The organism is Bacillus sp. FSL K6-1284, assembly GCF_038002625.1.
Taxonomy (GTDB): Bacteria; Bacillota; Bacilli; order Bacillales; family Bacillaceae; genus Bacillus; species Bacillus paralicheniformis.
Window position 1 is genome coordinate 1,856,664 of record NZ_JBBOCW010000001.1, and the last position, 26,374, is coordinate 1,883,037.

Consider the following 26,374-nt stretch of genomic DNA (forward strand, 5'->3'; position numbering starts at 1 on the left):
GTGTAACTACCGGGGGAGTAAGATGAATCGTACTTTATTGCAAATCAAAACGAAAATAACAGATTTTTGGAAAAACAGATCAAAGCTGCAGAAGTTTTTGATGATCGGCATCGTCGCTCTGGCAGTGATCCTGTCAATCATCATTGGAATTGTTGCTTCGTCGAATAAAATGGTGCCGCTCTATAAAGACTTGTCAGCTGAAGAAACCGGCCAAATCAAAAAAGTGCTCGATGAAAAAGGTGTTCCATCTGAGGTTGCAGCTGACGGTTCAGTCATTAAAGTTCCGGAAGAAAAAGTCGACGGGCTGAAAGTCGATCTTGCGGCAGAGGGTCTTCCGAAAAGCGGAAGCATCGATTATTCGTTCTTTGGTCAAAATGCCGGTTTCGGTATGACGGACAACGAATTTGACGTATTGAAAGTGAAAGCAACGCAAACCGAGCTTTCCAACCTCATCAAAGGAATAGACGGGATTAAAGATTCAAAGGTCATGATTAACCTGCCGAAGGAATCCGTCTTTGTCGGAGAGGAAAAGCCGGAAGCATCCGCTTCGATTGTTCTTCAGGTGAAGCCCGGCCACACGCTTGATCAAAATGAAATCAACGGCCTTTATCATCTCGTATCGAAAAGCGTGCCGAACCTTGATCCGGAAAACATCGTGATCATGGATCAAAACTCCACGTATTACGATCAAACCGGCAAAGATTCAGGTTCATACGCTGACAGCTACTCTTCACAAAGGCAAGTCAAAGCTCAGATCGAAAAGGACCTGCAGAGACAAATTCAAACCATGCTCGGCACGATGATGGGACAGGATAAAGTAGTTGTATCCGTAACATCCGACATCGACTTCACAAAAGAAAACAGGACGGAAGATCTGGTTGAACCTGTCGACAAAGAAAATATGGAAGGGATCACGGTCAGCGCAGAGCGCGTCAGTGAAACGTATTCCGGACAGGGAGCGCAAGCTGGAGGCGTCAACGGAACAGGTGAAAACGATGTAACAAACTATGCGGAGACAGAAGGCGGAACAGGCAACGGAGACTACGAAAAAAGCGAAGAACGAATCAACAATGAAGTCAACAAAATCCATAAAGAAATCGCCGAAAGTCCGTACAAAATCAGAGATCTGGGCGTCCAGGTCATGGTTGAACCGCCTGATGCGAAGAACCCGCAGTCACTGCCTGCTGAAAGAGAAGATGATATTAAAAAAATCCTCTCAACCATTGTGAAAACATCGATCGACAAGAAGTATGAAGAAGAGCCGCTGACAGATGAGGATATTGAAAATAAAATCGTTGTTTCTGTCCAATCGTTCGACGGCAAGCAGACAATCGATGAAGGAACGGAAACAGGCGGCATACCGATGTGGATTTACATCGCAGGTGGAGCAGCGCTTGTTGCTGTAATCGGCCTCATCATCTGGCTTGTCAGAAGACGTAAAAATAGAGATGACGAATACGAGGAAGAATGGTATGAAACGCCTCAGGAACCGATTCGTGTTGCTGATGTGAACAATGAAAAAGAGACGGAAGAAACTGTCAGACGAAAACAGCTTGAAAAAATGGCGAAAGATAAGCCTGAAGAATTCGCCAAATTGTTGCGCAGCTGGCTGACCGAGGATTAGGAGGAGTATTGAAATGGCAAAAATGAAACAAGACAGGCTTACAGGCAAACAAAAAGCGGCCATTCTCATGATATCCTTAGGGCTTGATGTGTCAGCTTCCGTTTACAAGCATTTAACAGATGAAGAAATCGAAAGGCTGACGCTTGAAATATCAAATGTCAGAGCTGTATCACCAGAGAAAAAAGATGAAATTATTCAGGAATTTCATGAAACGGCTATTGCTCAAGAATATATATCACAAGGCGGCATTCACTACGCCAAGCAGGTGCTTGACAAAGCGCTCGGCGAAGACAAAGCCGCCAGCATTATCAACAGGTTGACATCGTCTCTTCAAGTCAGACCGTTCGATTTTGCCAGAAAAGCGGATCCCGAGCAGATTCTGAACTTTATCCAGCATGAACATCCGCAGACGATCGCATTGATTCTGTCTTATCTCGATCCCGTGCAATCCGGTCAGATATTATCAGAACTGAATCAGGATGTGCAGGCAGAGGTTGCAAGACGGATCGCTGTCATGGACAGGACGTCGCCGGAAATCATCAATGAAGTCGAACAGATTTTGGAGCAAAAGCTATCCTCCACATTCACTCAGGACTACACGCAGACCGGCGGTATTGAAGCCGTTGTCGAAGTGTTGAACGGAGTTGACAGAGGTACGGAGAAAACGATCCTTGACTCCCTTGAAATCCAGGATCCTGAGCTTGCCGACGAGATTAAAAAGCGGATGTTCGTCTTTGAAGATATCGTTACGCTTGATAACCGCGCCATTCAAAGGGTTATCCGCGATGTGGAAAACGACGATCTGCTTCTCTCCCTCAAAGTGGCCAGCGAAGAGGTCAAAGACATCGTCTTCAGCAATATGTCGCAGCGTATGGCTGAAACATTTAAAGAAGAAATGGAATTCATGGGCCCTGTGCGTCTGCGTGACGTAGAAGAAGCTCAATCCAGAATCGTAAGCGTCATCCGAAGACTTGAAGAAGCAGGTGAGATCGTAATCGCCAGAGGCGGAGGAGATGATATCATTGTCTAACATTATTAAACAGCGATTATCATCAATACCGCCAAAAGAAAGGCGGACGATTTCATTAAAGGAAGTCAAACTTCCTGAAACAGAAACCGAACTTGATACCGGACAGGATCCGGAATTCCTCCTCGATCATGCCAGACAGGAAGCCGGGAAAATATACGAAAAAGCGAACGCTGAACTCGAACAGGTCAGACGGCAAATCGAAGAGGAAAGGATAAGCTGGGAAACAGAACGCGAAGCGCTGATAGACCAGGCGAAACAAGAAGGCTTTCAAGCGGGGTTTGAACAGGGAAAGGCCGAGGCCCAAAGCACTTATCAATCCTATTTGGATGAAGCTAATGCCATCGTCGGAGCGGCGAGGCGTGACTATGAAGAAAAAATCGAACAATCTTCCGAAGAAATTGTCGAACTTGCCGTGTCGCTGGCTAAAAAAGTTTGGAATCAAAAAGCTGACGACAAAGAAGCTTTTTCAGCCCTCGTCAAACAGGTGCTGTCCGAAATGAAGGAGTTCGATGACATTGCCGTCTATGTGGATCCGGAGTATTACACAGAGGTTCAAAGCCACAAAAACGAACTTGAGCAGCTCCTCCAATATGGCGCCCATCTCGTGATATACGCCGATGAAAAAGCGCCGAAAGGAACGTGCTATGTTGAAACGGCTTTCGGAAGAATTGATGCAGGAATCGACACTCAATTACAGCAGCTGAAACAAAAACTGCTCAGCCTGCTTGAAACGGCAGGTGTTGTCCAGTGATGCTTGAGCAGCTGCTTGAATGTATAGAAACCGCAGACTCCTACAAACGTTACGGAAAAGTCAAACAAGCGGTCGGCCTGATGATTGAATCCAAAGGACCTGAATGCTCAATCGGCGATGTCTGCAAAATCTATACAAAAGGTGACGGGCCAAAGGCCATCAAAGCTGAGGTCGTCGGTTTCAAAGACCAAAATATTCTTCTGATGCCATATTTGGAAGCGGCCAATATTGCACCCGGCAGCATTGTCGAAGCGACGGGAGAATCGCTCAGAGTCAAAGTCGGCTCCGGCTTGATCGGGCAAGTTGTCGATGCATTCGGCAATCCGCTCGACGGCAGCGCGCTTCCGAAAGGTTTGGCTCAAGTTTCGACAGACCAGGCGCCGCCTAATCCGATGAAAAGGCCGCCAATCAGAGAAAAAATGGCGGTCGGCGTCAGATCAATCGACAGTCTGCTGACCGTCGGAAAAGGACAACGTGTCGGGATATTCGCCGGAAGCGGCGTCGGAAAAAGCACGCTCATGGGCATGATTGCAAGAGAGACGGCCGCAGACTTGAATGTCATCGCTCTTGTCGGAGAGCGGGGCCGCGAAGTCAGAGAGTTCATTGAGAAAGATCTCGGCGAAGAAGGGCTAAAACGCACGATCGTTGTAGTGGCTACTTCCGACCAGCCGGCATTGATGCGGCTGAAAGCGGCCTATACAGCAACAGCGATTGCCGAGTACTTCCGCGACAAAGGACAAAACGTGATGTTCATGATGGACTCGGTGACAAGGGTTGCCATGGCTCAGAGGGAAATCGGCCTGGCGACGGGCGAACCGCCGACGACGAAAGGTTATACACCCTCAGTGTTCGCTATTTTACCTAAGCTCTTAGAACGAACAGGAACGACGGAAAACGGGTCAATAACTGCTTTCTATACGGTTCTTGTCGACGGTGATGATATGAATGAACCGATCGCCGATACTGTCAGGGGAATCTTGGACGGTCATATCGTTCTTGACCGGAGCCTTGCGAATAAAGGCCAGTTTCCGGCAGTCAACATTTTAAAAAGCATCAGCAGGGTGATGTCAAACATCGCCGGGAAAGATCATATAAGAGCAGCGAACCGGTTCAGGGAAATGCTGTCAACCTATCAAAACTCAGAGGACCTGATCAACATAGGAGCCTATAAAAAAGGGTCTTCCAGAGAAATTGATGAGGCCATACAATTCCACCCTAAGCTGATCAGCTTCCTCAAGCAGGAAGTGGATGAAGCGGCGTCGCTGGAAGAGAGCATTTCTTTATTAAAGAGTCTTACAGGAAGAGAGGATTAAGAATGGCTTATTCATTTAAATTTCAAAAGCTCCTCGAGCTTAAAGAAAATGAAAAAGACCAATCATTCGCTGAATATCAGCACTCAGTTTCCGAATTCGAAAAGGTTGCGGAAAAGCTGTATGAAAGCATGAACCAAAAAGAAACGCTAGAAAAGAACAAGGAAATCAAGATGCAGACAGGAATGAGCGTTCAGGAAATGCGGCATTATCAGCAATTTGTCACAAATCTTGAAACGACTATCTACCATTATCAAAAGCTCGTCATGATGAAGAGAAATGAAATGAATGAAAAACAGCACGATCTGACGGAAAAAAATATCGAGCTGAAAAAATTTGAAAAAATGAAAGAAAAGCAGTTTGAAATGTATTCGCTGCAAAACAAAGCAAATGAGTTAAAGGAAATGGACGATATCTCCATTGCCCAGTACATAACTCAAGGAAGCTAGGGGTAGAAAAACGATGACCGAAGAAAAAAAAGCCGGTAAATTTCAGACATTTTTGTTTGTCATCGTCATTCCGCTGATCTTTTTAATCGTTGCAGCGTTTGTCGGCATGTGGCTTTTGGGCGTCAATTTCCAGGATGCAGCCTCCAAAATCCCCGTTGTTAAAGAGCTTGTGAAAAACGGCGAGGATCAGGACAAAGATCACGCAGCAAAGCAGCAGGAGAACAAAGCAGAAAAGCTCCAAAAGACGATCGATGAACAAAAAAGCGAAATCGAAACGCTGACGAGTGACTTGAAAACGAGTGATCAAGAGATTAAAAGGCTGAAACAAAAAATCAGCTCGTTCGAAAAAACGGAAAAAGATGAAAAAGAGCAGAAAGAAAAGAACGCCGAAGGTCAAGGAGACGGAAAAAAAGTCGTCAAAATTTATGAAAGCATGCAAAGCAATAAAGCTGCAAAAATTTTAAGCGAATTAAAAGAAGAAGAGGCAATCAACATTTTAGATTCTTTAAGCAAAAAGAAAGTGACTGAGATCCTCTCCAAAATGTCTCCTGATAAAGCGGCTGTATTCACAGAAAAGCTTGTGAAAAACGAAGCGAAAAATGAAAAGAAAAAAGAAGGGGGGGAATAGCTTGAGGCTTTTTGACGCAATCTCTTTTGATGCCAAGCCTGCGGCGGATACCGCAACTGCAAAAACGAGCAGGACGCCCCTGGGCGGACTCTTTCAAAATGTGCTCCAAAAGGAAAACAGCTCACTTTCCCCTTTTCAAAAGGGAGAAGAACCTTCTCAGGACACGTCATTGGAAGGGCTTTTGCATGAACTGAAGCAATGGCTTTTAAATAATGAAGGCGGCTCCTTCAATGAAGACTGGTTGAATTCCCTCCAGCATGTTGAAGAGCTGAATCCATCTCCGGATGAACTCGCATTGGCAGAACAGCTGTTACAGCAAATAAAAGAGCTGCTTGAAAATGCCGCTCTGCCTGGACAATCAGGCAAAACAGCTGATGCTATTGAAGCTGTGCCTGCTGACGAAAGCGGGACAGAAGAGCCGAAACTGACTGACCTGCAAATTCTTGGTCAGATTCAGCAGCTGCTCGCTGTGATCGTAAATGAAAATCAACCGGCACTCAAAACTTCACAAATCGCAGAAATATTGAAACAAGCGCCGGAATTTCTCGCCGCTCTTCAGACAAAGGCGGGAACAGAAGGGCTGATTGATGAACTTAAACGCCAATTTTTCACAAAAGATCCGGGTGAGTCGCAGCTTTTGTCCATGTCAAACGCCGAGCTGAAAAGCTTGAAAAGTGTAATGGAGCAGATGATGAACGCAAACGCTGAACCGGATCAAAAAGAGTGGAAAATGGCGGAAAGCGAACTAAAGGCAATGCTCATGAGCAAAAAAACCGATGTCTCTCTTTCTGAGAAGCCGTTGTCCTTTGTTTTGAACGGAAGGGAAATTCAAACTGAAGGAAAGCAAGGCCAAAAGGAACAGCCGATTCAACCCTCTGTACTGGCTAATCATCGGACAGGCGCAGTGCTGATCCAGGGTCTCCAAACTTCGGCGGCAGAGGAATCTTCCGCTCAGCCGAAAAGCTTTTCAGAACAAATTCTCAGCTCATGGAAACAGATGAAGTATACACCGTTCGGCAGATCGACAGGCAGTTTCACGATCCGCCTGAATCCTGAAAATCTTGGCTTTATCACGATCAAACTCGTCAAACAGCACGGGATGTTTTCGAGCAAAATCATCGCATCGACCCAGTCGGCTAAAGAGCTGCTCGAACACAATCTCGCGCATCTTAAACAGGCGCTGCCCAACATGTCTGTACAAATTGACCGCTTCGGTGTACCGCTTCAAAACGGTGATCAGACCTTCGGACAGCTGGCGGACGAACAGAAAAACCAGCAGCAGCCGAAGCAAGATCAGCAAAAAGAGCAGGAAAATGAGGGCTTTCAGGAGTTTTTGGATGATCTTATCGAGACTCGATCACAGGACAGCGAGGAGGAGATCTAATGCCTGACACTTCAATTGATACAAGAACTGCCATAGGGACAACAAACACAAAATCAACGACATCCAATTATTTGTCCGAGGCAAAAAAAGCCGAGAAAGCAGGGAGCGGCTCCAACCTTGGCAAGGATGAATTTTTGAAACTGCTCATGAAACAACTGCAGTACCAAGACCCCTTAAATCCGATGGAAGACCGTGAATTCATTGCGCAAATGGCGACCTTTTCAAGCCTTGAGCAACTAACGAATCTAAACTCAACGATGTCGACGTTTGTCGGACTTCAGGACCCGATGACGATGTATGTCAGCTGGATCGGAAAAGAAGTTACTTATGAAGGCGAAGACAGCGAAGAGAAAACGGCGCTCGTCAAATCAGTTAAAAGCTCAGACGGACAGTATCTGCTTGTCCTTGACGATGGAACCGAAGTCAATCCGTGGAATGTGACGGCGGTAAGCCATTCTGACAAATAAAAACAGATAATTCAGGGAGGAATAATTATGTTACGTTCACTATATTCAGGAATCAGCGGCATGAAAAACTTTCAGACAAAGCTTGATGTCGTGGCAAACAACATTTCGAATGTCAATGCGGCAGGCTATAAGAAAAGCCGGGTTACGTTTAAAGATATTGTCAGCCAACAGCTTTCCGGTGCGTCGTCGTCTACTGCAAATCGCGGTTCTGTCAACGGCCAGCAGGTCGGGCTCGGTGCAACGATCGGATCGATCGATATCATTCATACAAACGCAGCGCCTTCAACAACAGGCCGCCAGCTTGACATGACCATTACAGGAGACGGCTACTTCCGAGTTGGAACAGGAGAAGAAGAATACTACACAAGATCCGGAAACTTCTACCTTTCTGATGAAGGTGACCTCGTCACTGTTGATGGGCTGTTCGTCTTAACGGCCAACAACGGAAGAATCAATATCCCGCAAGACGCGCAAAGCTTCAGCATCGCACCTGACGGAACCGTGTCTTATGTCGATCAAAACAACGAGAACCAGACCGCCGGCCAAATCTCGCTTGCGACATTCAGCAACACATCCGGCTTGTCAAAAGCGGGAGACAACCTTTACCGCGAAACATTGAGTTCTGGAGCTCCGCAAGTCGTCGTGCCTGGAGAAGGCGGCTCAGGAAAGATTCAAACGAGTGCGCTTGAAATGTCGAACGTCGACCTTTCAGAAGAGTTTTCCGAAATGATTATCGCGCAGCGCGGTTTCCAGTCCAATGCGAAAATCATTACAACCTCTGATGAAATTCTTCAGGAACTCGTCAATCTGAAGCGATAGGAGGGAAGGAGGCGCCCTCGTAAAGGCGCCTCTTGATAACACATGATCAAAGTTACGCGATTAAACGGACAGCCTTTTATTCTGAACGCGCTATTCATTGAGCAAATTGAATGTTTTCCGGATACGACAATTACGCTGTCAAACGGAAAAAAGTTTGTTGTCAAAGAAGATGAAGATACAGTTGTGGATACAATCGTGTCATTCTATCAAAAAATCCAAATACTTTCTTGTGACCAAAGAATTGAGGAATCTGAATGAATAAAAAACTTCTAGGAATTATGCTGACGATTATTCTGGCAATTGCTGTGTTAGGAACCGCTGCGTTCTTTGTCATTAAGGGAAGCGCAAGTGAAAAAGATCAAACGAAAGAACCTTCGATCGATGAAGTGGTCGAATCATCAGTTGAAGTCGCCGAAATCACGACAAACTTGAAATCGGACAATGTGGTCCGTTTGTCAATCAAGCTTGAAACCGATTCGAAAGAGGCGAAAGAAGAGCTTGAAAAGCGGGATTTCCAAATTAAAGATTCAGTCATCTCCCTTTTGGCAAACACGAACGCAGATGATCTTGAAGGACAAAAAGGAAAAGAAAAATTTAAAGAGCAGCTGAAAGAAAAGCTGAACACGAACTACATGAAAGAGGGAAAAGTGAAAACTGTATACATTACCTCCTTTAATCTGCAGTAGGAACATAGATGACAGAACCATGGAGGTGAAAACAGATGGCAGGAGAAGTACTCTCCCAAAATGAAATCGATGCACTGCTTTCAGCGATATCGACAGGTGAAATGGACGCCGACGAGCTGAAAAAAGAAGAGTCCGTTAAAAAAGTAAAAGTCTATGACTTTAAACGGGCGCTCCGCTTTTCAAAGGATCAGATCCGCAGCTTGACAAGGATTCATGATAACTTTGCAAGGCTGCTAACGACTTATTTCTCGGCTCAGCTGAGAACCTATATCCAGATCTCGGTCAGCTCGGTTGATCAGGTTCCTTATGAGGAATTCATCAGATCCATTCCGAATATGACGATCCTCAATCTGTTTGAGGTTCGCCCTCTTGAAGGAAGAATCATGATGGAGATCAACCCGACCATCGCCTATACGATGATGGACCGGGTGATGGGCGGGATCGGTTCGAGCCACAACAAAATTGACAGCATGACGGAAATTGAGACGAAAATCATGTCCAATTTATTTGAAAGCTGCCTCTCGAATTATAAAGATGCGTGGGAATCCATCACGGAAATCGAGCCGGAAATGTCCGATTTTGAAGTGAATCCGCAGTTTGTGCAAATGGTATCGCCGAATGAGACGGTCGTTGTCATTTCGCTGAACACGCAAATAGGAGACATCAGCGGGGTTATCAACCTGTGCATCCCGCACGTCGTCCTGGAACCGATCATTCCTAAGCTTTCCGTTCACTACTGGATGCAATCAGACAGAATTGAACCAAAACCGGAGGAAACAAAGTCGATAGAAAAGCGGATTATGACGGCGCGAATTCCAATTGTCGCAGAACTCGGATCATCGGAATTAACCATTGAAGAGTTTTTAAATTTAGAAATTGGAGATTGTATCACTTTGGACAAATCAGTAGCAGAACCTCTTACTGTTTTGGTCGGAGATAAACCGAAATTTCTAGCACAAGCCGGCCGAATGAATCGAAAGACTGCGATTCAAATTCTAGATCACGACATAAGAGGTGAAGAATATGGAGAATAACAATAGGTTATCACAGGATGAAATTGATGCGCTGCTTAAAGGCGGCGATGATACGGCTCAAGAGCAGCCGGAATCAGGGTTGTCCCTGATGGAACAGGATACGATCGGGGAAATCGGAAACATTTCCTTTGGGAGCTCTGCAACAGCTTTGTCCACTTTATTGAATCAAAAAGTCGAAATTACAACACCGACTGTTTCGGTGATTGAAAAAAGCCATTTAAATGATGAGTTCCCGCACCCGTATGTTTCAATCGGTGTGAGCTATACGGAAGGTTTTTCAGGAAATAATCTTCTCGTCATCAAGCAGGAAGATGCCGCGATCATCGCTGATTTGATGATGGGTGGAGACGGGACGAACGCAGATCCGTCGCTTGGCGAAATTCATCTAAGCGCCGTTCAGGAAGCGATGAACCAAATGATGGGTTCCGCAGCGACGTCGATGTCCACCGTCTTCAGCAAGAAGATTGATATTTCTCCGCCGGAAGTTGACCTCCTTGATGTGAATGAAGGGGAAGGAACAGAGCAAATTCCGAAAGAGGACCCGCTCGTCAAAGTATCTTTCAGACTGAAAGTCGGAGAACTGATCGATTCGCATATTATGCAGCTTTATCCGCTGACCTTTGCAAAAGACCTGATCGATGAATTAACGAATCAGGACGGCGGAGAAGAGCCTGTGCAGACTGAAGAGGTAAAGCAGCCGCCCGTACAGGAAAACCCGGCGCCTAGTCCGAGTCCGGCACCTGCTCAGACACAAAGACAGGAGCCTGCGCCTAAACGGCAAGGGACGGCAAAAGTTTCAGAGCCTGTGCAGGTGGCACCGGCAGAGTTTCAATCCTTTGCCCCTCAGACTGACGCGCAGCCGCACCTTCAAAACCTTGACATGCTCATGGATATTCCTTTGTCCGTCACAGTCGAGCTGGGGAGGACAAACCGCAGCGTCAAAGAGGTGCTTGAACTGTCAACCGGCAGTATCATTGAGCTTGACAAACTCGCAGGCGAGCCTGTCGACATCCTGGTCAACCAGCGCGTCGTTGCCAAAGGCGAAGTCGTCGTCATCGATGAAAACTTTGGCGTCAGGGTGACAGACATTTTAAGTCAGGCGGAACGAATCAGCAAATTACGATAATAACAGATTGATTGGAGAGATTAATAATGGCTTACAAGATTTTAGTAGTTGATGATGCAGCATTTATGAGAATGATGATTAAAGACATTTTAGTGAAAAACGGCTTTGAAGTCGTCGCAGAAGCGCAAGACGGAGCGCAGGCTGTTGAAAAATATAAAGAGCATTCACCTGATCTTGTCACAATGGATATCACGATGCCGGAAAAAGACGGAATCACGGCTCTTAAAGAAATCAAGGAAATCGATCCGCAGGCAAAAATCATCATGTGTTCGGCAATGGGCCAGCAATCGATGGTTATCGACGCTATTCAGGCGGGAGCGAAAGACTTTATCGTCAAACCGTTCCAGGCTGACCGCGTCATGGAAGCGATCAATAAAACGCTAAGCTAAAGGGTGTACAACTTGTTTAAGAAACCTCTTATTTTCATAGCCGGCCTTTGTCTATTTGCCTTTCTCGTGCTGCCGTACGCTCCGGCTCTCGCAGAGGAATCGGGGGATCAGACCGTTGACCATCTGTTTGAGCAAAAAGGTGTGGGCAAAGAGAAAGAAAAAGCAAAAGACAAAGACAAAACCGAGGAAAAAAGTTCTCTTAAGGAAGAGGCGGAGGCCGAACCCCCGTCTCCTTCCGTTTCCATATTTGATTTTGTGAAAATGATCGGCGCGTTACTGTTCGTCATTTTTCTGATCTACGCTTTGGTCAAATTCATGAATAAACGCAACCGCCTGTTAAAACCCTTCCAGTATGTCGAAAACATCGGCGGAACTTCGCTCGGGCAAAACAAGTCCGTACAGCTGATTAAAGTAGGGAACAGGGTGCTGGTCGTCGGTGTCGGCGATAATATCCAGCTGCTGAAAGAGATCGATGATGAAAAGGAATATAAAGAAATTCTCACGCAGCATGAAGCTGCGATGAACAGCAAGATTGAGTGGCAGAAATGGATGGATCAAGTCAAAGTTCCAGGCGTGCAAAAGCAAAGCGGCACAGCATCTTTTTCCGAGTCGTTAAAAGCACAGCTCGCGGAACTGAAACAAAATCGCGCAGAAGGCAGAAAGAAAGGCCAAAATCAACATGAATGAGTTTATGGATTTATTTAATTCAAGCGATGCGGCAAACGTCAGCGCCAGCGTCCGGCTCTTGCTGCTTTTGACAGTATTTTCGATCGCTCCGGGGATCTTGATCCTGATGACGTGTTTCACAAGGGTTGTCATCGTATTGTCCTTTGTCCGGACATCGTTGGCAACACAGTCAATGCCCCCAAACCAGGTGCTGATCGGACTTGCACTGTTTCTGACATTTTTCATTATGGGGCCGACTTTTTCCGAGATTAATAAAGAAGCGCTGACGCCGTTAATGAACAATAAAATCACCTTGGATGAAGCTTACACAAAAGCGGAAACCCCGATCAAAACCTTTATGAGCAAGCATACAAGACAGAAAGATCTGGCTTTATTTATGAATTACGCAAAGATGGAGACGCCTGAATCCATTAAAGATATTCCGCTTTCAACGATGGTTCCCGCGTTTGTCATCTCGGAATTGAAAACCGCGTTTCAAATGGGATTTATGATATTTATACCGTTTCTGATTATCGATATGGTTGTGGCAAGTGTTTTGATGTCGATGGGGATGATGATGCTTCCGCCGGTCATGATTTCACTGCCGTTTAAGATTTTGCTGTTTGTGCTTGTAGATGGCTGGTATTTAATCGTTAAATCTTTGCTGCAAAGCTTTTAGAGTAGGTGCTAATACATGAATTCAGAATTTGTTATATCGATGGCTGAAAGGGCTGTATACGTTACATTGCTTATCAGCGGGCCGCTTTTGGCGCTCGCTCTTCTCGTCGGGCTGATCGTCAGCGTTTTTCAGGCAACCACCCAAATACAGGAACAGACTCTTGCATTCATTCCGAAAATCGTCGCCGTTTTGGTCGGGCTCGTCATTTTCGGCCCGTGGATGCTGTCGACGATTTTATCATTCGCGACTGAGCTGTTCTCTAATTTAAACCGTTTTGCAGGGTAGTTTTAACATGTCAATAATTGAATCATTTCCAGCCTTTTTACTTGTATTTGTCAGAATCACAGCATTCTATGTAACGGTGCCTCTATTTTCTTATCGGTCAATTCCTGCCGTTCATAAAATAGGTTTTGCATTTTTTCTTGCGCTCGTCAGTTTTCAGGCGATTGAAAAGCCTCCTCAGCTTGATGTTGACGGAGTTTACATGATGTTGGCCATGAAGGAAGCGCTGATCGGGCTTCTGCTTGGGCTGATCGCCTACATGATGATCTCGGCCGTTCAAATCGCCGGATCATTCATCGATTTTCAAATGGGATTTGCGGTGGCGAATGTGATCGATCCCCAGACAGGAGCGCAAAGCCCGCTTGTCGGCCAGTTTTTATATACGTTGGCGCTGCTCCTCATGCTGAGCCTGAATGCGCATCATCTCCTGCTTGACGGGATTTATTACAGCTATCAATACATCCCGGTCGATAAGATGGCGCTGTCGTTTGGAAGCGAAGGATTTGCCGAGTTTATTGCAAAGAGCTTCAACACGATGTTTATAACAGCATTTCAATTGTCTGCGCCTGTTGTGGCTTGTTTGTTTTTAGTCGATCTGGCATTGGGGATTGTGGCGAGAACGGTGCCGCAGCTCAACGTGTTTGTCGTCGGGCTTCCTTTGAAAATCGCAATCACCTTTATCATGCTCATCATCTGCATGGCCGTTATGTTCAGCATGATGCAGCACGTCTTCGAATTTGCCATTCGGACAATGAGAGATCTATTAACTTTGCTTGGGGTGGCATGATGAAGCTGACGTTGGATTTGCAATTTTTCGCAGGTGAAAAAACGGAAAAAGCGACGCCGAAAAAACGGCGGGAAAGCAGAAAAAAAGGACAGGTTGCCAAAAGCGCAGATGTCAATACAGCGGTTACGCTTCTTATCGTGTTTTTAGCGTTTTTATTCGTCGGACCTTTTATGAGAGACCGCCTGCTCGCACTGATCGAAAAGTATTACAAAGAGTTGATCACGATGAAGGTGTCAGTCGCCAATATTCCCGGCCTGTTTCAAAGTCTTGTGCTTGAATCTGGCTTCATTATGGCACCGCTTTTGCTGACAGCCGTCGTCTCCGGGGTCTTGAGCAACTATATGCAAGTCGGGTTTTTATTTGCCCCTGAAGCGATCAAGCCTGATTTGAAAAAGCTTGACCCGCTTAAAGGATTCAAGCGGATTTACAGCATCAGAGCGATCGTTGAACTGCTTAAATCGATTTTAAAAATCGTGATTGTCGGCGGCGTGACATTCGCCGTTCTATGGCTGAACTTTGACAAAATTCTCAGAATCCCGGCGCTGTCCGCGGGCGAGGCTTTGTCATATGTCGGCTGGCTCACCTTTTTAATGGGGGTTTCCGCTGCAGTCGCCCTGATTTTTCTCGCGGTGCTCGATTACCTCTATCAAAAATTTGATTATGAAAAAAATATTCGCATGTCAAAACAGGACATTAAAGACGAATACAAAAAAACCGAAGGCGATCCTCTGATTAAGTCGAAGATCAAGCAGAAGCAAAAGGAAATGGCGATGCGCCGCATGATGCAGGATGTGCCAAAAGCGGATGTCATCATCACAAACCCGACCCATTACGCCGTCGCGCTGAAATATGACGAAAACAAAATGGATGCGCCGTTTATCATCGCAAAAGGGGTCGATCTGATGGCTCTGAAAATCAGGCAGATCGCCAAAGAACACGATGTCATGACAGTCGAGAACCGACCTTTGGCGAGGGCGCTTTATGACCAGGTTGAGATCGACCAGGCCGTTCCGGAAGAATTCTTTAAGGCCGTAGCCGAAATCCTGGCGTATGTTTACAAAACAAAGCAAAAAATCTAGTGAATTTTTCAGTTTTAAAAGGAGAGAAACAGCATGTCAGCAAGAGATTTATCAGTTTTATCAGGCGTTGTCCTCATTGTGGCAATGCTTATCATACCCTTTCCACCATGGTTGTTGAGCGTTTTAATTATCGTGAATATTTCTCTTGCGTTAATCGTGCTTCTCACCACAATGAACATGCAAGAACCGCTGCAATTTTCGATATTTCCTTCTTTGCTGCTCCTCTTGACGCTGTTCCGCCTCGGGCTGAATGTATCGACGACACGTTCGATTCTGTCCAACGGAGATGCGGGAAAAGTAGTCGAGACGTTCGGGTCTTTCGTTGTCGGCGGAAACGTTTTGGTCGGTCTCGTTGTCTTTATCATTTTGATCATTATCCAATTTATCGTCATAACGAAAGGGGCGGAACGGGTTTCTGAAGTTGCTGCCAGATTCACGCTCGACGCCATGCCGGGGAAACAGATGAGCATTGATGCCGATTTGAACGCCGGAATGGTGACCGAACAGGAAGCGAAAGTGCGCCGTGAGAAAGTGGCCCGTGAAGCCGACTTCTACGGCGCGATGGACGGTGCGAGCAAATTCGTGAAAGGGGATGCGATCGCAGGGATCATCATCGTCCTCATTAACGTCCTTTTCGGAATTGTCATCGGCATGCTGCAAAAACAAATGAGCATTCAGGAAGCCGCTTCACACTTTACGCTCTTGTCTGTAGGCGACGGGATCGTATCTCAGCTGCCTGCGCTCTTGATCTCAACGGCGACGGGTATCGTCGTCACAAGAGCAGCGTCGGACGGGAACCTCGGACACGATATTACAGGCCAGCTGTTTGCTTATCCAAAGCTTTTGTATGTGACGGCGGGAACGATTTTGCTGCTCGGGATTTTCACACCGATCGGCATTCTCCTGACAGGTCCTCTGGCTCTTCTTCTCGCCATCGGCGGCTATACGCTCTCCAAAGCCGGTGAAGAGAAGGAAAAAGTGGAGGATATCCTTGAGGAAGAAGCTGAAGTGGACGAATTAAAAAGTCCCGAAAGCGTCGTTCATCTGCTCGATATTGATCCGATCGAATTTGAATTCGGCTACGGATTGATTCCGCTTGCAGATGCAAATCAAGGCGGCGACCTTTTAGACAGAATCGTCATGATCAGGCGTCAGCTTGCGCTTGAACTCGGTCTCGTCATTCCGGTCGTCAGAATCAGGGATAACATCGCTCTTCAGCCGAACGAGTACAGGCTCAAAATTAAAGGAAACGAAGTCGCAAAAGGCGAGCTTCTCCTCGATCACTTTTTGGCGATGTCTCCGACAGGCGAAGACGATCAGATCGAAGGAATTGACACGATCGAACCGTCCTTCGGCCTCCCGGCAAAATGGATACCGGAATCTCAGAAAGATCAGGCCGAAATGCTCGGATATACGGTTGTCGATCCGGCTTCAGTCGTGTCGACCCACATTACAGAGCAGGTGAAAAAGCACGCCCATGAGCTGATCGGAAGACAGGAAACAAAACAGCTGATCGACCACTTGAAAGAATCTTATCCTGTACTGGTCGAAGAGGTCTCGCCGAATCCGCTGTCTGTCGGTGATATTCAGAAAGTGCTGGCCAAACTTCTGAAAGAAAAAGTATCGATCAGGAACTTGGTGACAATCTTTGAAACACTGGCCGACTACGGAAAGCTGACGACGGATTCAGATATGCTGACCGAGTATGTAAGACAGGCGCTTGCCAAGCAGATCACCGCCCAATATGCGAAGGAAAATGAGACGCTGAAAGTGGTGACGTGTTCGGGCCGCGTCGAAAAGGCCGTGGCGGAAGGAATTCAGCAGACGGAACACGGCAACTTTTTATCTCTTGAACCTGCATTATCCGAAAATATCATTCAATCTGTAGCAAGAGAAATCGAACAGCTCTCATTAAGGCAGGAAGTGCCGATCCTTCTATGTTCACCGCCTGTCAGAATGTATGTCAAACAGCTGTTAGAGCGCTATTTCCCTGATCTGCCGGTTCTTTCTTATAACGAACTGGAAGCCAATGTAGAAGTTCAAAGCATCGGAGTGGTGGATATTCAATGAAAATTAAAAAATTTGTAGCTGGTTCTATGCAGGAAGCCACAAAGCAAATTATACAAGAGCTCGGGAATGACGCCGTAATCTTGAATTCTAAAAAAATTCATACGAGAAAATTTCTCGGCTTTGTGAAAAAAGCCGGGGTTGAAGTGATTGCGGTTGTCGACCAGGACTTTTCCGACGCGAGGAAACCGGAGCGGCAAAAGCCAGTTTTACGTGAACAAAGCCCTTCGCCTGTCCCGCAGCCGGACCACCTCGATTTGGCAAGCCAAGTGAAAGAGCTGAAAGAACTGCTGGAAATGCGGCATCATGAGCAGCCTGTTGATGTGCTGCCTGAGCCGCTGAAAAAGGCGGACCAGCTTCTGGCAAAGCAAGGGGTATCGCCGGCCATCCGTACGAAAGCGCTCGGCCGGTTGATCAGCACTTCTTTAAAAAACGGCGAAGAATGGACGGATAAAAAGGCGCTGGCCCACTTAACAGATGCTTTGGCCGATCTTCTTCCCGATAATCGGGAACAGGACGTGGCGATTCATTCCCAATATGTCGTGCTCTTCGGATCGACCGGAGTCGGCAAAACGACGACATTGGCAAAGCTTGCCGCTTCTTCCGTGCTGGAAAAGCAGAAAAAAATCGCTTTTATCACGACGGATACGTACCGGATTGCAGCGGTTGAACAGCTCAGGACATATGCCGAGCTTCTGAATGCGCCGCTCGAGGTGTGCTACACGAAAGAAGAATTTAAAGCGGCCCAGCAAAAGTTCGCCGATTTTGACCACGTCTTTATCGATACGGCGGGCCGGAATTTCAAAGACGGGCAATATGTCAGGGAGCTGAAGGAAATCATTCCGTTTGAGCGTAAGATACAGGCGTTTCTCGTCATGTCCGCGACGAGCAAGTACGAGGATATGAAGGAGCTCATTAAGCAGTTCTCAAGCATTCCGATCGATCAGTTGATATTCACAAAAGTGGATGAAACCGATTCATTGGGAAGCGTCATGAATCTGCTCGCCGAATCGAGAATCGGCCTCGGCTATATGACAAACGGACAAAATGTTCCGGAAGATATCCGCTACTTGTCAAATGCATCATTTGTCAGACTGCTTACGGGGTGTTGAACATGGATCAGGCAGAAAGCTTACGAAGGCGGATGGGGCAGCGCTTCGCCGAACCGCCCGCCCCTGTCGCTCATCCAAAAGCGAAAACGCTCGCTGTTATGAGTGGAAAAGGAGGCGTCGGGAAGTCGAATATATCGCTGAATACGGCTCTCGCCTTCTTAGAAAAAGGAAAGAGCGTGCTGTTGATCGATCTAGATGTCGGAATGGGGAACATCGATATTTTGATCGGCCGGCAATCGCTCTGCACCGTGATGGATCTCCTTCAGCAAAAAATACCGTTTGAGCGCGCCTTGTCAGCCGGTCCGCGTGGCCTTCAATACATTTCGGGCGGAACGGGACTGGATGCGATGTTCGAATTGAACGGGGAAAACTGGGCGTTCTTTCTGAAAGAATTAACGCGGGCTTTGATAAGCTTCGATTATGTCATATTTGATATGGGAGCAGGGCTGTCGAAAGATCAGCTGCCATTCGTCCTGTCAGCGGATGAAATTCTGGTCGTCACCACGCCGGAGCCGACATCGATCATGGACGCTTACAGCGCGATCAAGCATTTGGCATTAACGGGACGCGATCTTCAGCTGAAAGTCGCTGTCAATCGCTGTACAACCCAAAAAGACGGTATTTCCGCCTTTCTCCGCCTTTCCAACACGGTAAACGCTTTTTTACAGCAAAAGCTTGCATATGCAGGGCCGATTCCTGAGGATCCCCTGGTACCAAGAGCCGTTGTGGAGCAGCAGCCGTTTCTGATGAAGAACCCGCGTTCCAAGCCGAGCAGGGCGGTTTACCTGCTGGCAGAATCGCTGCTTGATAACGGCAGAACGGAAATAGGCGAAAACCGGTCCTTTATCGATAAATTATCTTCATTCCTGAGGAGGGGCAATACATTATGATTCGTGTTCTTGTCGTTGACGACTCTGCTTTTATGAGAAACATGATCACCAAGTTTTTAACATCCAATCACGAGATTGCTGTAGCAGGAACGGCAAGAAACGGCGAGGAAGCGCTCCAAAAAATCAAGGAGCTCCGCCCGGATGTGATCACATTGGATATTGAAATGCCTGTGATGAACGGAAAAGAAACATTGAAAAGGATCATGGCGAGCGATCCGCTTCCGGTTGTTATGGTATCGAGTCTGACGCAGCAGGGGGCTGATATCACGATCGAATGTCTTGAGCTGGGGGCGATCGATTTCGTCGCAAAGCCGTCGGGTTCAATTTCAATTGATTTATATAAAGTAAGAGACATGCTGATTGAGAAAGTGTTGACAGCAGGGCGGGTGAAACTGAAAGGCCGGCCTGTTCCGATTTCAAAACCCGCCATCGAGACGGCAAAGCGGCCGCCGGTGAGCGGCAGCGATTCAGTCCGTGTTCGGGCTGGAAAACAGCTCATCTGCATCGGTACATCGACAGGGGGACCGAGAGCGCTGCAAAGAGTGCTTCCCAAGCTTCCCAAAACGTTGAAGGCGCCTGTTTTTGTCGTTCAGCACATGCCAAAGGGGTTTACAGCCTCATTAGCGAACAGGCTGAACCACCTCTCAGAAGTAACCGTGAAGGAGGCTGAAAACGGTGAGAGAGCGAAAGACGGCTGGGTTTACATTGCCCCCGGAGGGAAAAACATGGCAGTCGGCCTTGAAAAGGGCGAATTGGTGATCACGCTCGATGACCGCGACACAGAGAGCCGTCACAAGCCTTCTGTTGACTATTTGTTCCATTCCCTGGCCTCACTTCGGGAGTTTGAAAAAATCGCCGTCATTATGACGGGGATGGGAAGCGACGGAACAGAAGGCGTAAAAGGCCTTTTGAAACATGGAAGCGGAACGGTGATCGCCGAAGCAGCCGAGTCGTCCGTCGTTTTCGGAATGCCGAAATCGGTCATTAACAACGGGCTTGCAAACGACATCAAGCATGTTGATGAGATTGCCGCAGCCATTATGACGTATATGAAAAAAGAGAGGGCGTGACTCATATGGATATGAATCAATATTTAGACGTCTTTATTGAAGAAAGCAGAGAACATTTGCAAACCTGTAACGAAAAATTGCTCGAACTCGAAAAAAATCCGACAGACCTGCAGCTTGTCCATGATATTTTCAGAGCGGCTCATACCTTGAAAGGGATGAGCGCTACGATGGGCTATGAAGATATGGCTCATTTAACGCACAGTCTGGAAAACGTGCTGGACGCGATCCGAAATGAAGAAATGACCATTACGTCAGAGTGGATGGACATCATGTTTGAAGCGCTCGATGACCTTGAAGCGATTGTCCTTTCGATCATTGAAGGGGGCGACGGCAAAAGAGACGTTTCAGAAGTCTGCGCCAAGCTTGATGTGACAGGCGCAAACAAGGAGGCGGCTGCATCGGCAGAAGCGCCTGAAGCGGCGTCGTCTGAAACGAAATGGGCCTATGACGAATTTCAGCGGACGGTCATCGCCGAAGCTGAGGAACAAGGCTTTAAATGTTACGAAATCAATGTTGCGTTGAAAGAGGACTGCCTGTTGAAGGGCGTTCGGGTGTACATGGTATTTGAACAGCTGAACGAAATCGGCGAAGTCGTCAAAACGATTCCGGAAACGGAAGTTCTCGAGTCGGAAGATTTTGATTCCGAATTCGTCGTGTGCTTTTTAAGCAAACACGGGGAAGAAGAGATTTTCAACAAAATCAACGGCGTATCTGAAATCGAAAAAATTGAAGTAACCGAGCTGAAAAACGATTTTTCGGCACAGGAAGAAGCCGCGCCTGCAGCGCCTGAAAAAGAAACGGCACCGAAAGACGCGGAGAAAACCCCGGCTAAGCAGCCGGACGGCAAAAAAGAAGCGGTGAAACCTGCAGCAGGCGGCGGAACGAAGACGATCCGCGTCAACATCGACCGCCTCGATTCATTAATGAACCTGTTTGAGGAGCTGGTCATTGACAGAGGGCGCTTAGAGCAGATCGCCAAAGAGCTTGAACACGGCGAATTAACAGATACCGTCGAACGGATGACAAGAATTTCAGGCGACCTGCAATCGATCATCCTCAACATGAGAATGGTTCCGGTAGAAACGGTGTTCAACCGCTTCCCGCGCATGGTCCGCCAGCTGACAAAAGAATTAAATAAAAAGATCGAGCTGTCGATTTTCGGGGCGGAAACCGAGCTTGACAGAACGGTAATAGATGAGATCGGCGACCCGCTTGTCCACCTCTTGAGAAACAGCCTTGATCACGGGATCGAGGCGCCTGAAGTCAGGGTGAAAAATGGTAAGCCTGAAACGGGTCAAGTCCGTCTGAAAGCATATCACAGCGGGAACCACGTCTTTATCGAGGTCGAGGATGACGGAGCCGGCATCAACCGCAAAAAGGTGCTTGAAAAAGCGCTTGAACGCAACGTCATTACCGAACGTGACGCCGAAACGATCGAAGATCATGAAATCGACGCACTCATTTTTGCACCGGGATTCTCAACCGCAGATCAAATCTCGGATATTTCAGGACGCGGGGTCGGCTTGGACGTTGTCAAAAGCAAGCTGGAATCTTTGGGCGGTTCTGTCAGCATCAAATCGAGCGAAGGCGAAGGTTCGCTTTTCTCCATTCAGCTTCCGCTTACACTGTCGATCATATCCGTGCTGCTAGTCAAACTTGAAAACGAAACGTTTGCGATACCGATTTCTTCTATTATAGAAACGGCTGTCATCGATAAGAAAGATATTCTTCAGACGCACGACCGCGAAGTGATCGATTTCAGGGGCCATATCGTACCGGTGGTTTACCTGAAAGAACAGTTTAATGTTGAGGATTCTTCGGATGATCTTGATCAGCTTCACGCTATCATCGTGAAAAAAGGAGACAAGCTGACGGCATTTGTTGTCGACTCCTTTATCGGCCAGCAGGAAGTCGTACTAAAATCACTCGGCGATTATTTAACAAACGTCTTTGCCATTTCCGGCGCGACGATTTTGGGAGACGGACAAGTAGCCCTGATCATCGACTGCAACGCCCTTATCAAATAGAAAGCGAAAGGAGAGCGATCCTCTTGACCACACAGACTACCACCGGTGAAAAAATGATTGTGTTCAAAGTAAATCATAAAGAGTATGCCATCTCTGTATCCGAAGTGATGTCCATTGAAAAATGGCAGCAGCCAACAAGGGTGCCGGGAGTGGAACCGTATATTTGCGGCGTCATTAATTTGAGAGGTGTTGTCACACCTGTCATCGATTTAAGAAAGCGGATTGAAGCGCCTGGAGATACGATTACAGATGAAACGAGAATCATCATCATCACCCATCAGGACATTGAAGTCGGCTGGGTGGTGGACGAGGCGAACGATGTCATCACCGTCGAGGAAGAGGAAATTGAATCGGCTCCCGAAACGGTAGGAAAAGACGGCAGGCAATGGATTAAAGGCATCGTCAAGCAAGGGTCCAGACTTCTCAATCTGATTGACTCTGAAGCTGTTTTAAACCGGAAGTCGAGCCTTGCCGCCGCTTCTGAAAATGTGAAGAAATAAGGAGCCTATGATGAGCGTATTTAACGGAATTAGAGAAGAGCATCTTGATATATTGCGGGAAGTCGGGAATATCGGAGCGGGTCATTCCGCTTCTGCCCTGGCTCTATTGCTGAACAGGAAAATCGAAATGGAAGTGCCGTTTGTCAAGCTGATGTCGTTTGATGAGCTTGTCAACCTATTCGGCGGTGCAGACCTTCCTGTCGCAAGCATCTTTTTGCGCATGGAAGGGGATTTTCCCGGTTCTATGTTCGTGATCATGCCTTTTTCAGAGGCCGAGCAGCTGATCAGGGAGCTTGTCGGCAATCCGGAATTCGAGATTGACAGCATGACGCCGAACGATATCGGTGCCTCCGCCCTGCACGAACTCGGGAATATTATGGCGGGATCTTATTTGACCGCTCTCGCTGATTTGACAAACCGGCAAATGTACCCGAGCGTCCCTGAACTGACGCTTGATATGTTCGGAGCCGTCATCAGCGAAGGGCTGATCGAGCTCAGCCAAGTCGGAGACCAGGTTATCGTGATCGACAACTCCATTTTTGACGAGGAGCACAACCGGAAAGTAAAGGCGCATTTGTTCCTTCTGCCGGACTATGATTCTTTTGAAAAGCTCTTTCATGCATTGGGTGCAGCGCTATGAAAATCTTAGAAAAAGAAACATCGATTATCAGAGTGGGAATTGCCGATGTGAAAATAGTCCGCACTCCCGACAAGATCAGGACATCGGGTCTCGGTTCGTGCGTCGGACTCGTGCTCTATGATTTGGAAGCGAAGACGGCCGGTCTCGTCCACGTCATGCTTCCCGACTCTTCCTTATCCAAGACACCGGACATCAATGTGGCAAAGTACGCGGACACAGCTGTCGAAGCGACGGTCAAGATGCTGCTTGAAGCCGGGTGCCGAAAATACGCTTTGAAAGCGAAAATGGCCGGAGGAGCCGAAATGTTTAAATTTAAGATGACAAATGATTTGATGAAAGTCGGGCCAAGAAATGTGCTTGCGATTAAAAAACATCTATCTCTCTTAAACATTCCGATTGTAAGCGAGGATACAGGCGGAAACAGCGGAAGAACGATCGAGTTCGATCCGCAGTCAGCTGAACTTGTCATCCGGACAGTTAAACAAGGTGTAACGACGATTTAATATGCAATATAGGGGGATAAAGATGCAATCCTTGAACTATGAAGATCAGATGCTTTGGTCGCGGTGGAAAGAATGGAAAGATCCTCAGGCAGGCGATGATTTAATCCGCCGCTATATGCCGCTTGTGACATATCATGTCGGCCGGATAGCCGTCGGCTTGCCCAAGTCCGTTCATAAAGACGATTTGGTCAGCCTTGGCATGCTGGGTTTGTATGACGCCCTTGAAAAATTTGATCCGGGAAGGGATTTGAAGTTTGATACATACGCTTCCTTCAGAATCAGAGGTGCTATTATCGATGGCCTTCGCAAAGAAGACTGGCTTCCGAGAACATCCCGTGAAAAAACGAAGAAAGTGGAAGCTGCGATCGAAAAGCTCGAACAGCGCTACTTAAGAAATGTTTCGCCGAGCGAAATCGCCGCTGAGCTGGGAATGAGCGAGCAAGACGTCGTGACCACAATCAATGAAGGTTTCTTTGCGAATCTCCTTTCAATTGATGAGAAGCTTCACGACCATGAAGACGGGGAGAACGTCCAGGTGATGATCAGGGACGACAAAACGAGCACGCCGGAAGAAAAAATGCTCAAAGACGAACTGATCTCCCAGCTTGCGGAAAAAATAAACGAGCTTTCAGAAAAAGAACAGCTCGTGATCAGCTTATTCTATAAAGAAGAGCTGACCCTGACGGAAATCGGACAGGTTTTGAATTTGTCGACTTCCCGCATTTCACAGATTCACTCCAAGGCGCTTTTGAAACTGAAGCATCTGCTGGATAAAGTGGTACAATAACATGTAAGCTGCCGGCATGGAACCGGCAGCATTTTTTAAGCGTCCGACAGGGAAGTCTTTTTTTGATTAAATTTCATGGTTAGCGAGTGAAAAATATGTCAACAATATTATGGCTTGTGAGCTTTACGCTCCACGGTATATTGATTTATTTCGTCATCATTCTGAATGCGAGGCTCAGCGCTTTTAAGGCGGCGGAGAAAGAGCAAAAACAGCTTTTGGAAGAAACCGAGAATACATTGACCGCTTTTTTGATGGAGCTAAAAGACGAAAATGAAAAACTCGTTCGCGAGATTCGGGCGAATGCCGAAGAAGAGCCGCAAAGAGTGCAAACACAGCCTGACATTCCTGCTCAAACCCCCGCCCTTCCGGAAGCGGACGAATCGCGCGATCTGCCGCTTCACATCGAAGCGATGATCAATGAGGTGGAGCAGGAAGAGGATGAGCTCAATCAAAAAGAGCAGGAATCCGTATCCTATGAAGAAGAAGCTCTCGCATTATATGAAAAGGGGCTCTCTCCGGAGGAAATCGCAAGACAGCTGAAAAGCGGGAAAACAGAAATCGAGCTTTTCTTAAAATTTCGCGGAAAGCTGAAAAACGATTCTTGATTGTCGAGAAAGCTTATGTTATATTATTTCTTGGTGTTAATTACACACGCTTAACGATTTATGCAAGCGGTGCTGTGCGGTTCTCGCGTGCAGTCCTGCATAAAAATGACCTAAGCGGAGGAAAAAAACCATTATATTAGGAGGAAATAACACATGTCAGTCATTTCTATGAAGCAATTGCTTGAAGCTGGTGTTCACTTCGGCCACCAAACGCGCCGCTGGAACCCAAAAATGAAGCGTTACATCTTCACGGAGCGTAACGGAATCTACATCATCGATCTTCAAAAAACAGTCAAAAAAGTTGAAGAAGCATACAACTTCACGAAAAACCTTGCAGCTGACGGAGGAAAAATCCTTTTCGTCGGTACGAAAAAGCAAGCTCAAGACTCTGTTAAAGAAGAAGCGGAACGTTCTGGAATGTACTATGTCAACCAACGTTGGCTTGGCGGTACGTTAACAAACTTTGAAACGATCCAAAAGCGTATCAAACGCCTTAAAGATATCGAAAAAATGCAGGAAAACGGCACATTTGACGTACTTCCTAAAAAAGAAGTCGTTCAATTGAAAAAAGAATTAGAGCGTCTTGAAAAATTCCTCGGCGGAATCAAAGAAATGAAAGAGCTTCCTGACGCACTGTTCATCATCGATCCTCGCAAAGAGCGCATCGCGGTTGCAGAAGCGCGCAAGCTGAACATTCCGATCATCGGAATCGTTGACACAAACTGTGATCCTGATGAAATCGATGTTGTCATCCCTGCGAACGATGACGCCATCCGCGCTGTTAAATTGCTGACTTCTAAAATGGCAGATGCCATCCTTGAAGCAAAACAAGGTGAAGAAGTAGCTGAAACAGAAGCGAAAGAAGCAGAAACAACTGAAACAACAACTGCTTAACCTGGTCAAAAGGTGATAAGGGGGTCTGCCTTTTATCACCTTTTTTTTCACCAGATCAACACTTACATATTTTGTTTGATATATAAGGA

30 protein-coding genes are annotated in these 26,374 nt (G+C 46.9%); all 30 read left to right on the forward strand.

Translation table 11 applies throughout. The features are described 5' to 3' along the window. Positions 1–22: 22 nt before the first annotated feature. Positions 23–1,624 carry a flagellar basal-body MS-ring/collar protein FliF gene (gene fliF / locus MHB72_RS09640; RefSeq protein ID WP_020451390.1) on the forward strand — a complete coding sequence of 534 codons (1,602 nt, stop codon included), beginning with the start codon at positions 23–25 and terminating at the stop codon, positions 1,622–1,624. Between the two features lie 13 nt (positions 1,625–1,637). Next, the gene (fliG, locus tag MHB72_RS09645) at positions 1,638–2,654 is read left to right on the forward strand and encodes a flagellar motor switch protein FliG (protein ID WP_020451391.1); all 1,017 of its coding nucleotides are present in this window, start codon (positions 1,638–1,640) and stop codon (positions 2,652–2,654) included. Then, a complete protein-coding gene (gene fliH, locus MHB72_RS09650) occupies positions 2,638–3,405 on the forward strand; it encodes a flagellar assembly protein FliH (RefSeq protein ID WP_216920560.1) in 768 nt (255 codons plus the stop codon). Before fliG ends, fliH begins: the two co-directional genes overlap by 17 nt. Next, positions 3,405–4,718, forward strand: a complete 1,314-nt coding sequence (gene fliI / locus MHB72_RS09655; RefSeq protein WP_065644130.1) for a flagellar protein export ATPase FliI — start codon at positions 3,405–3,407, stop codon at positions 4,716–4,718. The genes fliH and fliI overlap by 1 nt, the downstream gene beginning before the upstream one ends. Positions 4,719–4,720: 2 nt before the next feature. After that, positions 4,721–5,164: a flagellar export protein FliJ gene (gene fliJ / locus MHB72_RS09660; protein WP_020451394.1), complete on the forward strand. Its 444-nt coding sequence runs from the start codon at positions 4,721–4,723 to the stop codon at positions 5,162–5,164. A gap of 13 nt (positions 5,165–5,177) precedes the next feature. Continuing rightward, on the forward strand, positions 5,178–5,792 hold the full coding sequence (locus MHB72_RS09665; protein ID WP_080131372.1) for a MotE family protein: 615 nt from the start codon (positions 5,178–5,180) through the stop codon (positions 5,790–5,792). A 1-nt stretch (position 5,793) separates the two neighbouring features. Then, complete coding sequence (locus tag MHB72_RS09670) at positions 5,794–7,176, forward strand: flagellar hook-length control protein FliK (RefSeq protein WP_195536291.1); 1,383 nt, start codon at positions 5,794–5,796, stop codon at positions 7,174–7,176. After that, positions 7,176–7,643, forward strand: a complete 468-nt coding sequence (flgD, locus tag MHB72_RS09675; RefSeq protein ID WP_144497632.1) for a flagellar hook assembly protein FlgD — start codon at positions 7,176–7,178, stop codon at positions 7,641–7,643. Before MHB72_RS09670 ends, flgD begins: the two co-directional genes overlap by 1 nt. 27 nt (positions 7,644–7,670) lie before the next feature. Then, on the forward strand, positions 7,671–8,462 hold the full coding sequence (gene flgG, locus MHB72_RS09680; RefSeq protein WP_340902501.1) for a flagellar basal body rod protein FlgG: 792 nt from the start codon (positions 7,671–7,673) through the stop codon (positions 8,460–8,462). 42 nt (positions 8,463–8,504) lie between these two features. After that, positions 8,505–8,720: a flagellar FlbD family protein gene (locus MHB72_RS09685; protein ID WP_003181786.1), complete on the forward strand. Its 216-nt coding sequence runs from the start codon at positions 8,505–8,507 to the stop codon at positions 8,718–8,720. Beyond that, the gene (fliL, locus tag MHB72_RS09690) at positions 8,717–9,148 is read left to right on the forward strand and encodes a flagellar basal body-associated protein FliL (RefSeq protein WP_020451399.1); all 432 of its coding nucleotides are present in this window, start codon (positions 8,717–8,719) and stop codon (positions 9,146–9,148) included. Before MHB72_RS09685 ends, fliL begins: the two co-directional genes overlap by 4 nt. 35 nt (positions 9,149–9,183) lie before the next feature. Then, positions 9,184–10,182: a flagellar motor switch protein FliM gene (gene fliM, locus MHB72_RS09695; RefSeq protein ID WP_020451400.1), complete on the forward strand. Its 999-nt coding sequence runs from the start codon at positions 9,184–9,186 to the stop codon at positions 10,180–10,182. Next, entirely contained in the window at positions 10,172–11,308 is a 1,137-nt protein-coding gene (gene fliY, locus MHB72_RS09700; protein ID WP_020451401.1) for a flagellar motor switch phosphatase FliY, read from the forward strand. Before fliM ends, fliY begins: the two co-directional genes overlap by 11 nt. A gap of 26 nt (positions 11,309–11,334) precedes the next feature. Further along, positions 11,335–11,697 carry a response regulator gene (locus MHB72_RS09705; protein WP_003181796.1) on the forward strand — a complete coding sequence of 121 codons (363 nt, stop codon included), beginning with the start codon at positions 11,335–11,337 and terminating at the stop codon, positions 11,695–11,697. A gap of 12 nt (positions 11,698–11,709) precedes the next feature. After that, positions 11,710–12,384, forward strand: a complete 675-nt coding sequence (fliZ, locus tag MHB72_RS09710; protein ID WP_216920562.1) for a flagella biosynthesis regulatory protein FliZ — start codon at positions 11,710–11,712, stop codon at positions 12,382–12,384. After that, positions 12,377–13,042, forward strand: coding sequence for a flagellar type III secretion system pore protein FliP (gene fliP, locus MHB72_RS09715; RefSeq protein WP_020451403.1), 666 nt, complete (start codon positions 12,377–12,379; stop codon positions 13,040–13,042). Before fliZ ends, fliP begins: the two co-directional genes overlap by 8 nt. Before the next feature lie 15 nt (positions 13,043–13,057). After that, the gene (fliQ, locus tag MHB72_RS09720) at positions 13,058–13,327 is read left to right on the forward strand and encodes a flagellar biosynthesis protein FliQ (RefSeq protein ID WP_020451404.1); all 270 of its coding nucleotides are present in this window, start codon (positions 13,058–13,060) and stop codon (positions 13,325–13,327) included. Positions 13,328–13,334: 7 nt separating this feature from the next. Next, positions 13,335–14,111 carry a flagellar biosynthetic protein FliR gene (fliR, locus tag MHB72_RS09725; protein WP_020451405.1) on the forward strand — a complete coding sequence of 259 codons (777 nt, stop codon included), beginning with the start codon at positions 13,335–13,337 and terminating at the stop codon, positions 14,109–14,111. Next, a complete protein-coding gene (flhB, locus tag MHB72_RS09730; RefSeq protein WP_023857204.1) occupies positions 14,111–15,190 on the forward strand; it encodes a flagellar biosynthesis protein FlhB in 1,080 nt (359 codons plus the stop codon). The genes fliR and flhB overlap by 1 nt, the downstream gene beginning before the upstream one ends. A gap of 33 nt (positions 15,191–15,223) precedes the next feature. Further along, complete coding sequence (gene flhA, locus MHB72_RS09735) at positions 15,224–17,260, forward strand: flagellar biosynthesis protein FlhA (protein ID WP_020451407.1); 2,037 nt, start codon at positions 15,224–15,226, stop codon at positions 17,258–17,260. Further along, positions 17,257–18,369 carry a flagellar biosynthesis protein FlhF gene (gene flhF, locus MHB72_RS09740; protein ID WP_145929872.1) on the forward strand — a complete coding sequence of 371 codons (1,113 nt, stop codon included), beginning with the start codon at positions 17,257–17,259 and terminating at the stop codon, positions 18,367–18,369. Before flhA ends, flhF begins: the two co-directional genes overlap by 4 nt. A 2-nt stretch (positions 18,370–18,371) precedes the next feature. Further along, entirely contained in the window at positions 18,372–19,259 is an 888-nt protein-coding gene (locus MHB72_RS09745; RefSeq protein WP_020451409.1) for a MinD/ParA family protein, read from the forward strand. Then, entirely contained in the window at positions 19,256–20,329 is a 1,074-nt protein-coding gene (locus MHB72_RS09750) for a protein-glutamate methylesterase/protein-glutamine glutaminase (protein ID WP_020451410.1), read from the forward strand. The genes MHB72_RS09745 and MHB72_RS09750 overlap by 4 nt, the downstream gene beginning before the upstream one ends. Positions 20,330–20,334: 5 nt before the next feature. Next, the gene (locus MHB72_RS09755) at positions 20,335–22,356 is read left to right on the forward strand and encodes a chemotaxis protein CheA (protein ID WP_216920565.1); all 2,022 of its coding nucleotides are present in this window, start codon (positions 20,335–20,337) and stop codon (positions 22,354–22,356) included. A 23-nt stretch (positions 22,357–22,379) separates the two neighbouring features. Next, positions 22,380–22,856, forward strand: coding sequence for a chemotaxis protein CheW (locus tag MHB72_RS09760; RefSeq protein WP_003181816.1), 477 nt, complete (start codon positions 22,380–22,382; stop codon positions 22,854–22,856). Between the two features lie 10 nt (positions 22,857–22,866). Next, entirely contained in the window at positions 22,867–23,496 is a 630-nt protein-coding gene (locus tag MHB72_RS09765) for a chemotaxis protein CheC (RefSeq protein WP_003181818.1), read from the forward strand. Beyond that, a complete protein-coding gene (locus MHB72_RS09770; RefSeq protein ID WP_003181820.1) occupies positions 23,493–23,999 on the forward strand; it encodes a chemotaxis protein CheD in 507 nt (168 codons plus the stop codon). Before MHB72_RS09765 ends, MHB72_RS09770 begins: the two co-directional genes overlap by 4 nt. A 22-nt stretch (positions 24,000–24,021) precedes the next feature. Next, positions 24,022–24,786, forward strand: coding sequence for a FliA/WhiG family RNA polymerase sigma factor (locus tag MHB72_RS09775; RefSeq protein WP_003181822.1), 765 nt, complete (start codon positions 24,022–24,024; stop codon positions 24,784–24,786). A 95-nt stretch (positions 24,787–24,881) separates the two neighbouring features. Beyond that, positions 24,882–25,391: a DUF6115 domain-containing protein gene (locus MHB72_RS09780; protein ID WP_023857198.1), complete on the forward strand. Its 510-nt coding sequence runs from the start codon at positions 24,882–24,884 to the stop codon at positions 25,389–25,391. A gap of 153 nt (positions 25,392–25,544) precedes the next feature. Beyond that, positions 25,545–26,285 carry a 30S ribosomal protein S2 gene (gene rpsB / locus MHB72_RS09785; RefSeq protein ID WP_020451414.1) on the forward strand — a complete coding sequence of 247 codons (741 nt, stop codon included), beginning with the start codon at positions 25,545–25,547 and terminating at the stop codon, positions 26,283–26,285. Positions 26,286–26,374 lie beyond the last annotated feature (89 nt).

Excerpts from the sequence above, each read along its gene's own strand:
- fliF (WP_020451390.1), top strand. The coding sequence starts at position 23 with ATGAATCGTACTTTATTGCAAATCAAAACGAAAATAACAGATTTTTGG.
- fliG (WP_020451391.1), top strand. The coding sequence starts at position 1,638 with ATGGCAAAAATGAAACAAGACAGGCTTACAGGCAAACAAAAAGCGGCC.
- fliH (WP_216920560.1), top strand. The coding sequence starts at position 2,638 with ATGATATCATTGTCTAACATTATTAAACAGCGATTATCATCAATACCG.
- fliI (WP_065644130.1), top strand. The coding sequence starts at position 3,405 with ATGCTTGAGCAGCTGCTTGAATGTATAGAAACCGCAGACTCCTACAAA.
- fliJ (WP_020451394.1), top strand. The coding sequence starts at position 4,721 with ATGGCTTATTCATTTAAATTTCAAAAGCTCCTCGAGCTTAAAGAAAAT.
- MHB72_RS09665 (WP_080131372.1), top strand. The coding sequence starts at position 5,178 with ATGACCGAAGAAAAAAAAGCCGGTAAATTTCAGACATTTTTGTTTGTC.
- flgD (WP_144497632.1), top strand. The coding sequence starts at position 7,176 with ATGCCTGACACTTCAATTGATACAAGAACTGCCATAGGGACAACAAAC.
- flgG (WP_340902501.1), top strand. The coding sequence starts at position 7,671 with ATGTTACGTTCACTATATTCAGGAATCAGCGGCATGAAAAACTTTCAG.
- MHB72_RS09685 (WP_003181786.1), top strand. The coding sequence starts at position 8,505 with ATGATCAAAGTTACGCGATTAAACGGACAGCCTTTTATTCTGAACGCG.
- fliL (WP_020451399.1), top strand. The coding sequence starts at position 8,717 with ATGAATAAAAAACTTCTAGGAATTATGCTGACGATTATTCTGGCAATT.
- fliM (WP_020451400.1), top strand. The coding sequence starts at position 9,184 with ATGGCAGGAGAAGTACTCTCCCAAAATGAAATCGATGCACTGCTTTCA.
- fliY (WP_020451401.1), top strand. The coding sequence starts at position 10,172 with ATGGAGAATAACAATAGGTTATCACAGGATGAAATTGATGCGCTGCTT.
- MHB72_RS09705 (WP_003181796.1), top strand. The coding sequence starts at position 11,335 with ATGGCTTACAAGATTTTAGTAGTTGATGATGCAGCATTTATGAGAATG.
- fliP (WP_020451403.1), top strand. The coding sequence starts at position 12,377 with ATGAATGAGTTTATGGATTTATTTAATTCAAGCGATGCGGCAAACGTC.
- fliQ (WP_020451404.1), top strand. The coding sequence starts at position 13,058 with ATGAATTCAGAATTTGTTATATCGATGGCTGAAAGGGCTGTATACGTT.
- fliR (WP_020451405.1), top strand. The coding sequence starts at position 13,335 with ATGTCAATAATTGAATCATTTCCAGCCTTTTTACTTGTATTTGTCAGA.
- flhB (WP_023857204.1), top strand. The coding sequence starts at position 14,111 with ATGAAGCTGACGTTGGATTTGCAATTTTTCGCAGGTGAAAAAACGGAA.
- flhA (WP_020451407.1), top strand. The coding sequence starts at position 15,224 with ATGTCAGCAAGAGATTTATCAGTTTTATCAGGCGTTGTCCTCATTGTG.
- flhF (WP_145929872.1), top strand. The coding sequence starts at position 17,257 with ATGAAAATTAAAAAATTTGTAGCTGGTTCTATGCAGGAAGCCACAAAG.
- MHB72_RS09745 (WP_020451409.1), top strand. The coding sequence starts at position 18,372 with ATGGATCAGGCAGAAAGCTTACGAAGGCGGATGGGGCAGCGCTTCGCC.
- MHB72_RS09750 (WP_020451410.1), top strand. The coding sequence starts at position 19,256 with ATGATTCGTGTTCTTGTCGTTGACGACTCTGCTTTTATGAGAAACATG.
- MHB72_RS09755 (WP_216920565.1), top strand. The coding sequence starts at position 20,335 with ATGGATATGAATCAATATTTAGACGTCTTTATTGAAGAAAGCAGAGAA.
- MHB72_RS09765 (WP_003181818.1), top strand. The coding sequence starts at position 22,867 with ATGAGCGTATTTAACGGAATTAGAGAAGAGCATCTTGATATATTGCGG.
- MHB72_RS09770 (WP_003181820.1), top strand. The coding sequence starts at position 23,493 with ATGAAAATCTTAGAAAAAGAAACATCGATTATCAGAGTGGGAATTGCC.
- MHB72_RS09775 (WP_003181822.1), top strand. The coding sequence starts at position 24,022 with ATGCAATCCTTGAACTATGAAGATCAGATGCTTTGGTCGCGGTGGAAA.
- MHB72_RS09780 (WP_023857198.1), top strand. The coding sequence starts at position 24,882 with ATGTCAACAATATTATGGCTTGTGAGCTTTACGCTCCACGGTATATTG.
- rpsB (WP_020451414.1), top strand. The coding sequence starts at position 25,545 with ATGTCAGTCATTTCTATGAAGCAATTGCTTGAAGCTGGTGTTCACTTC.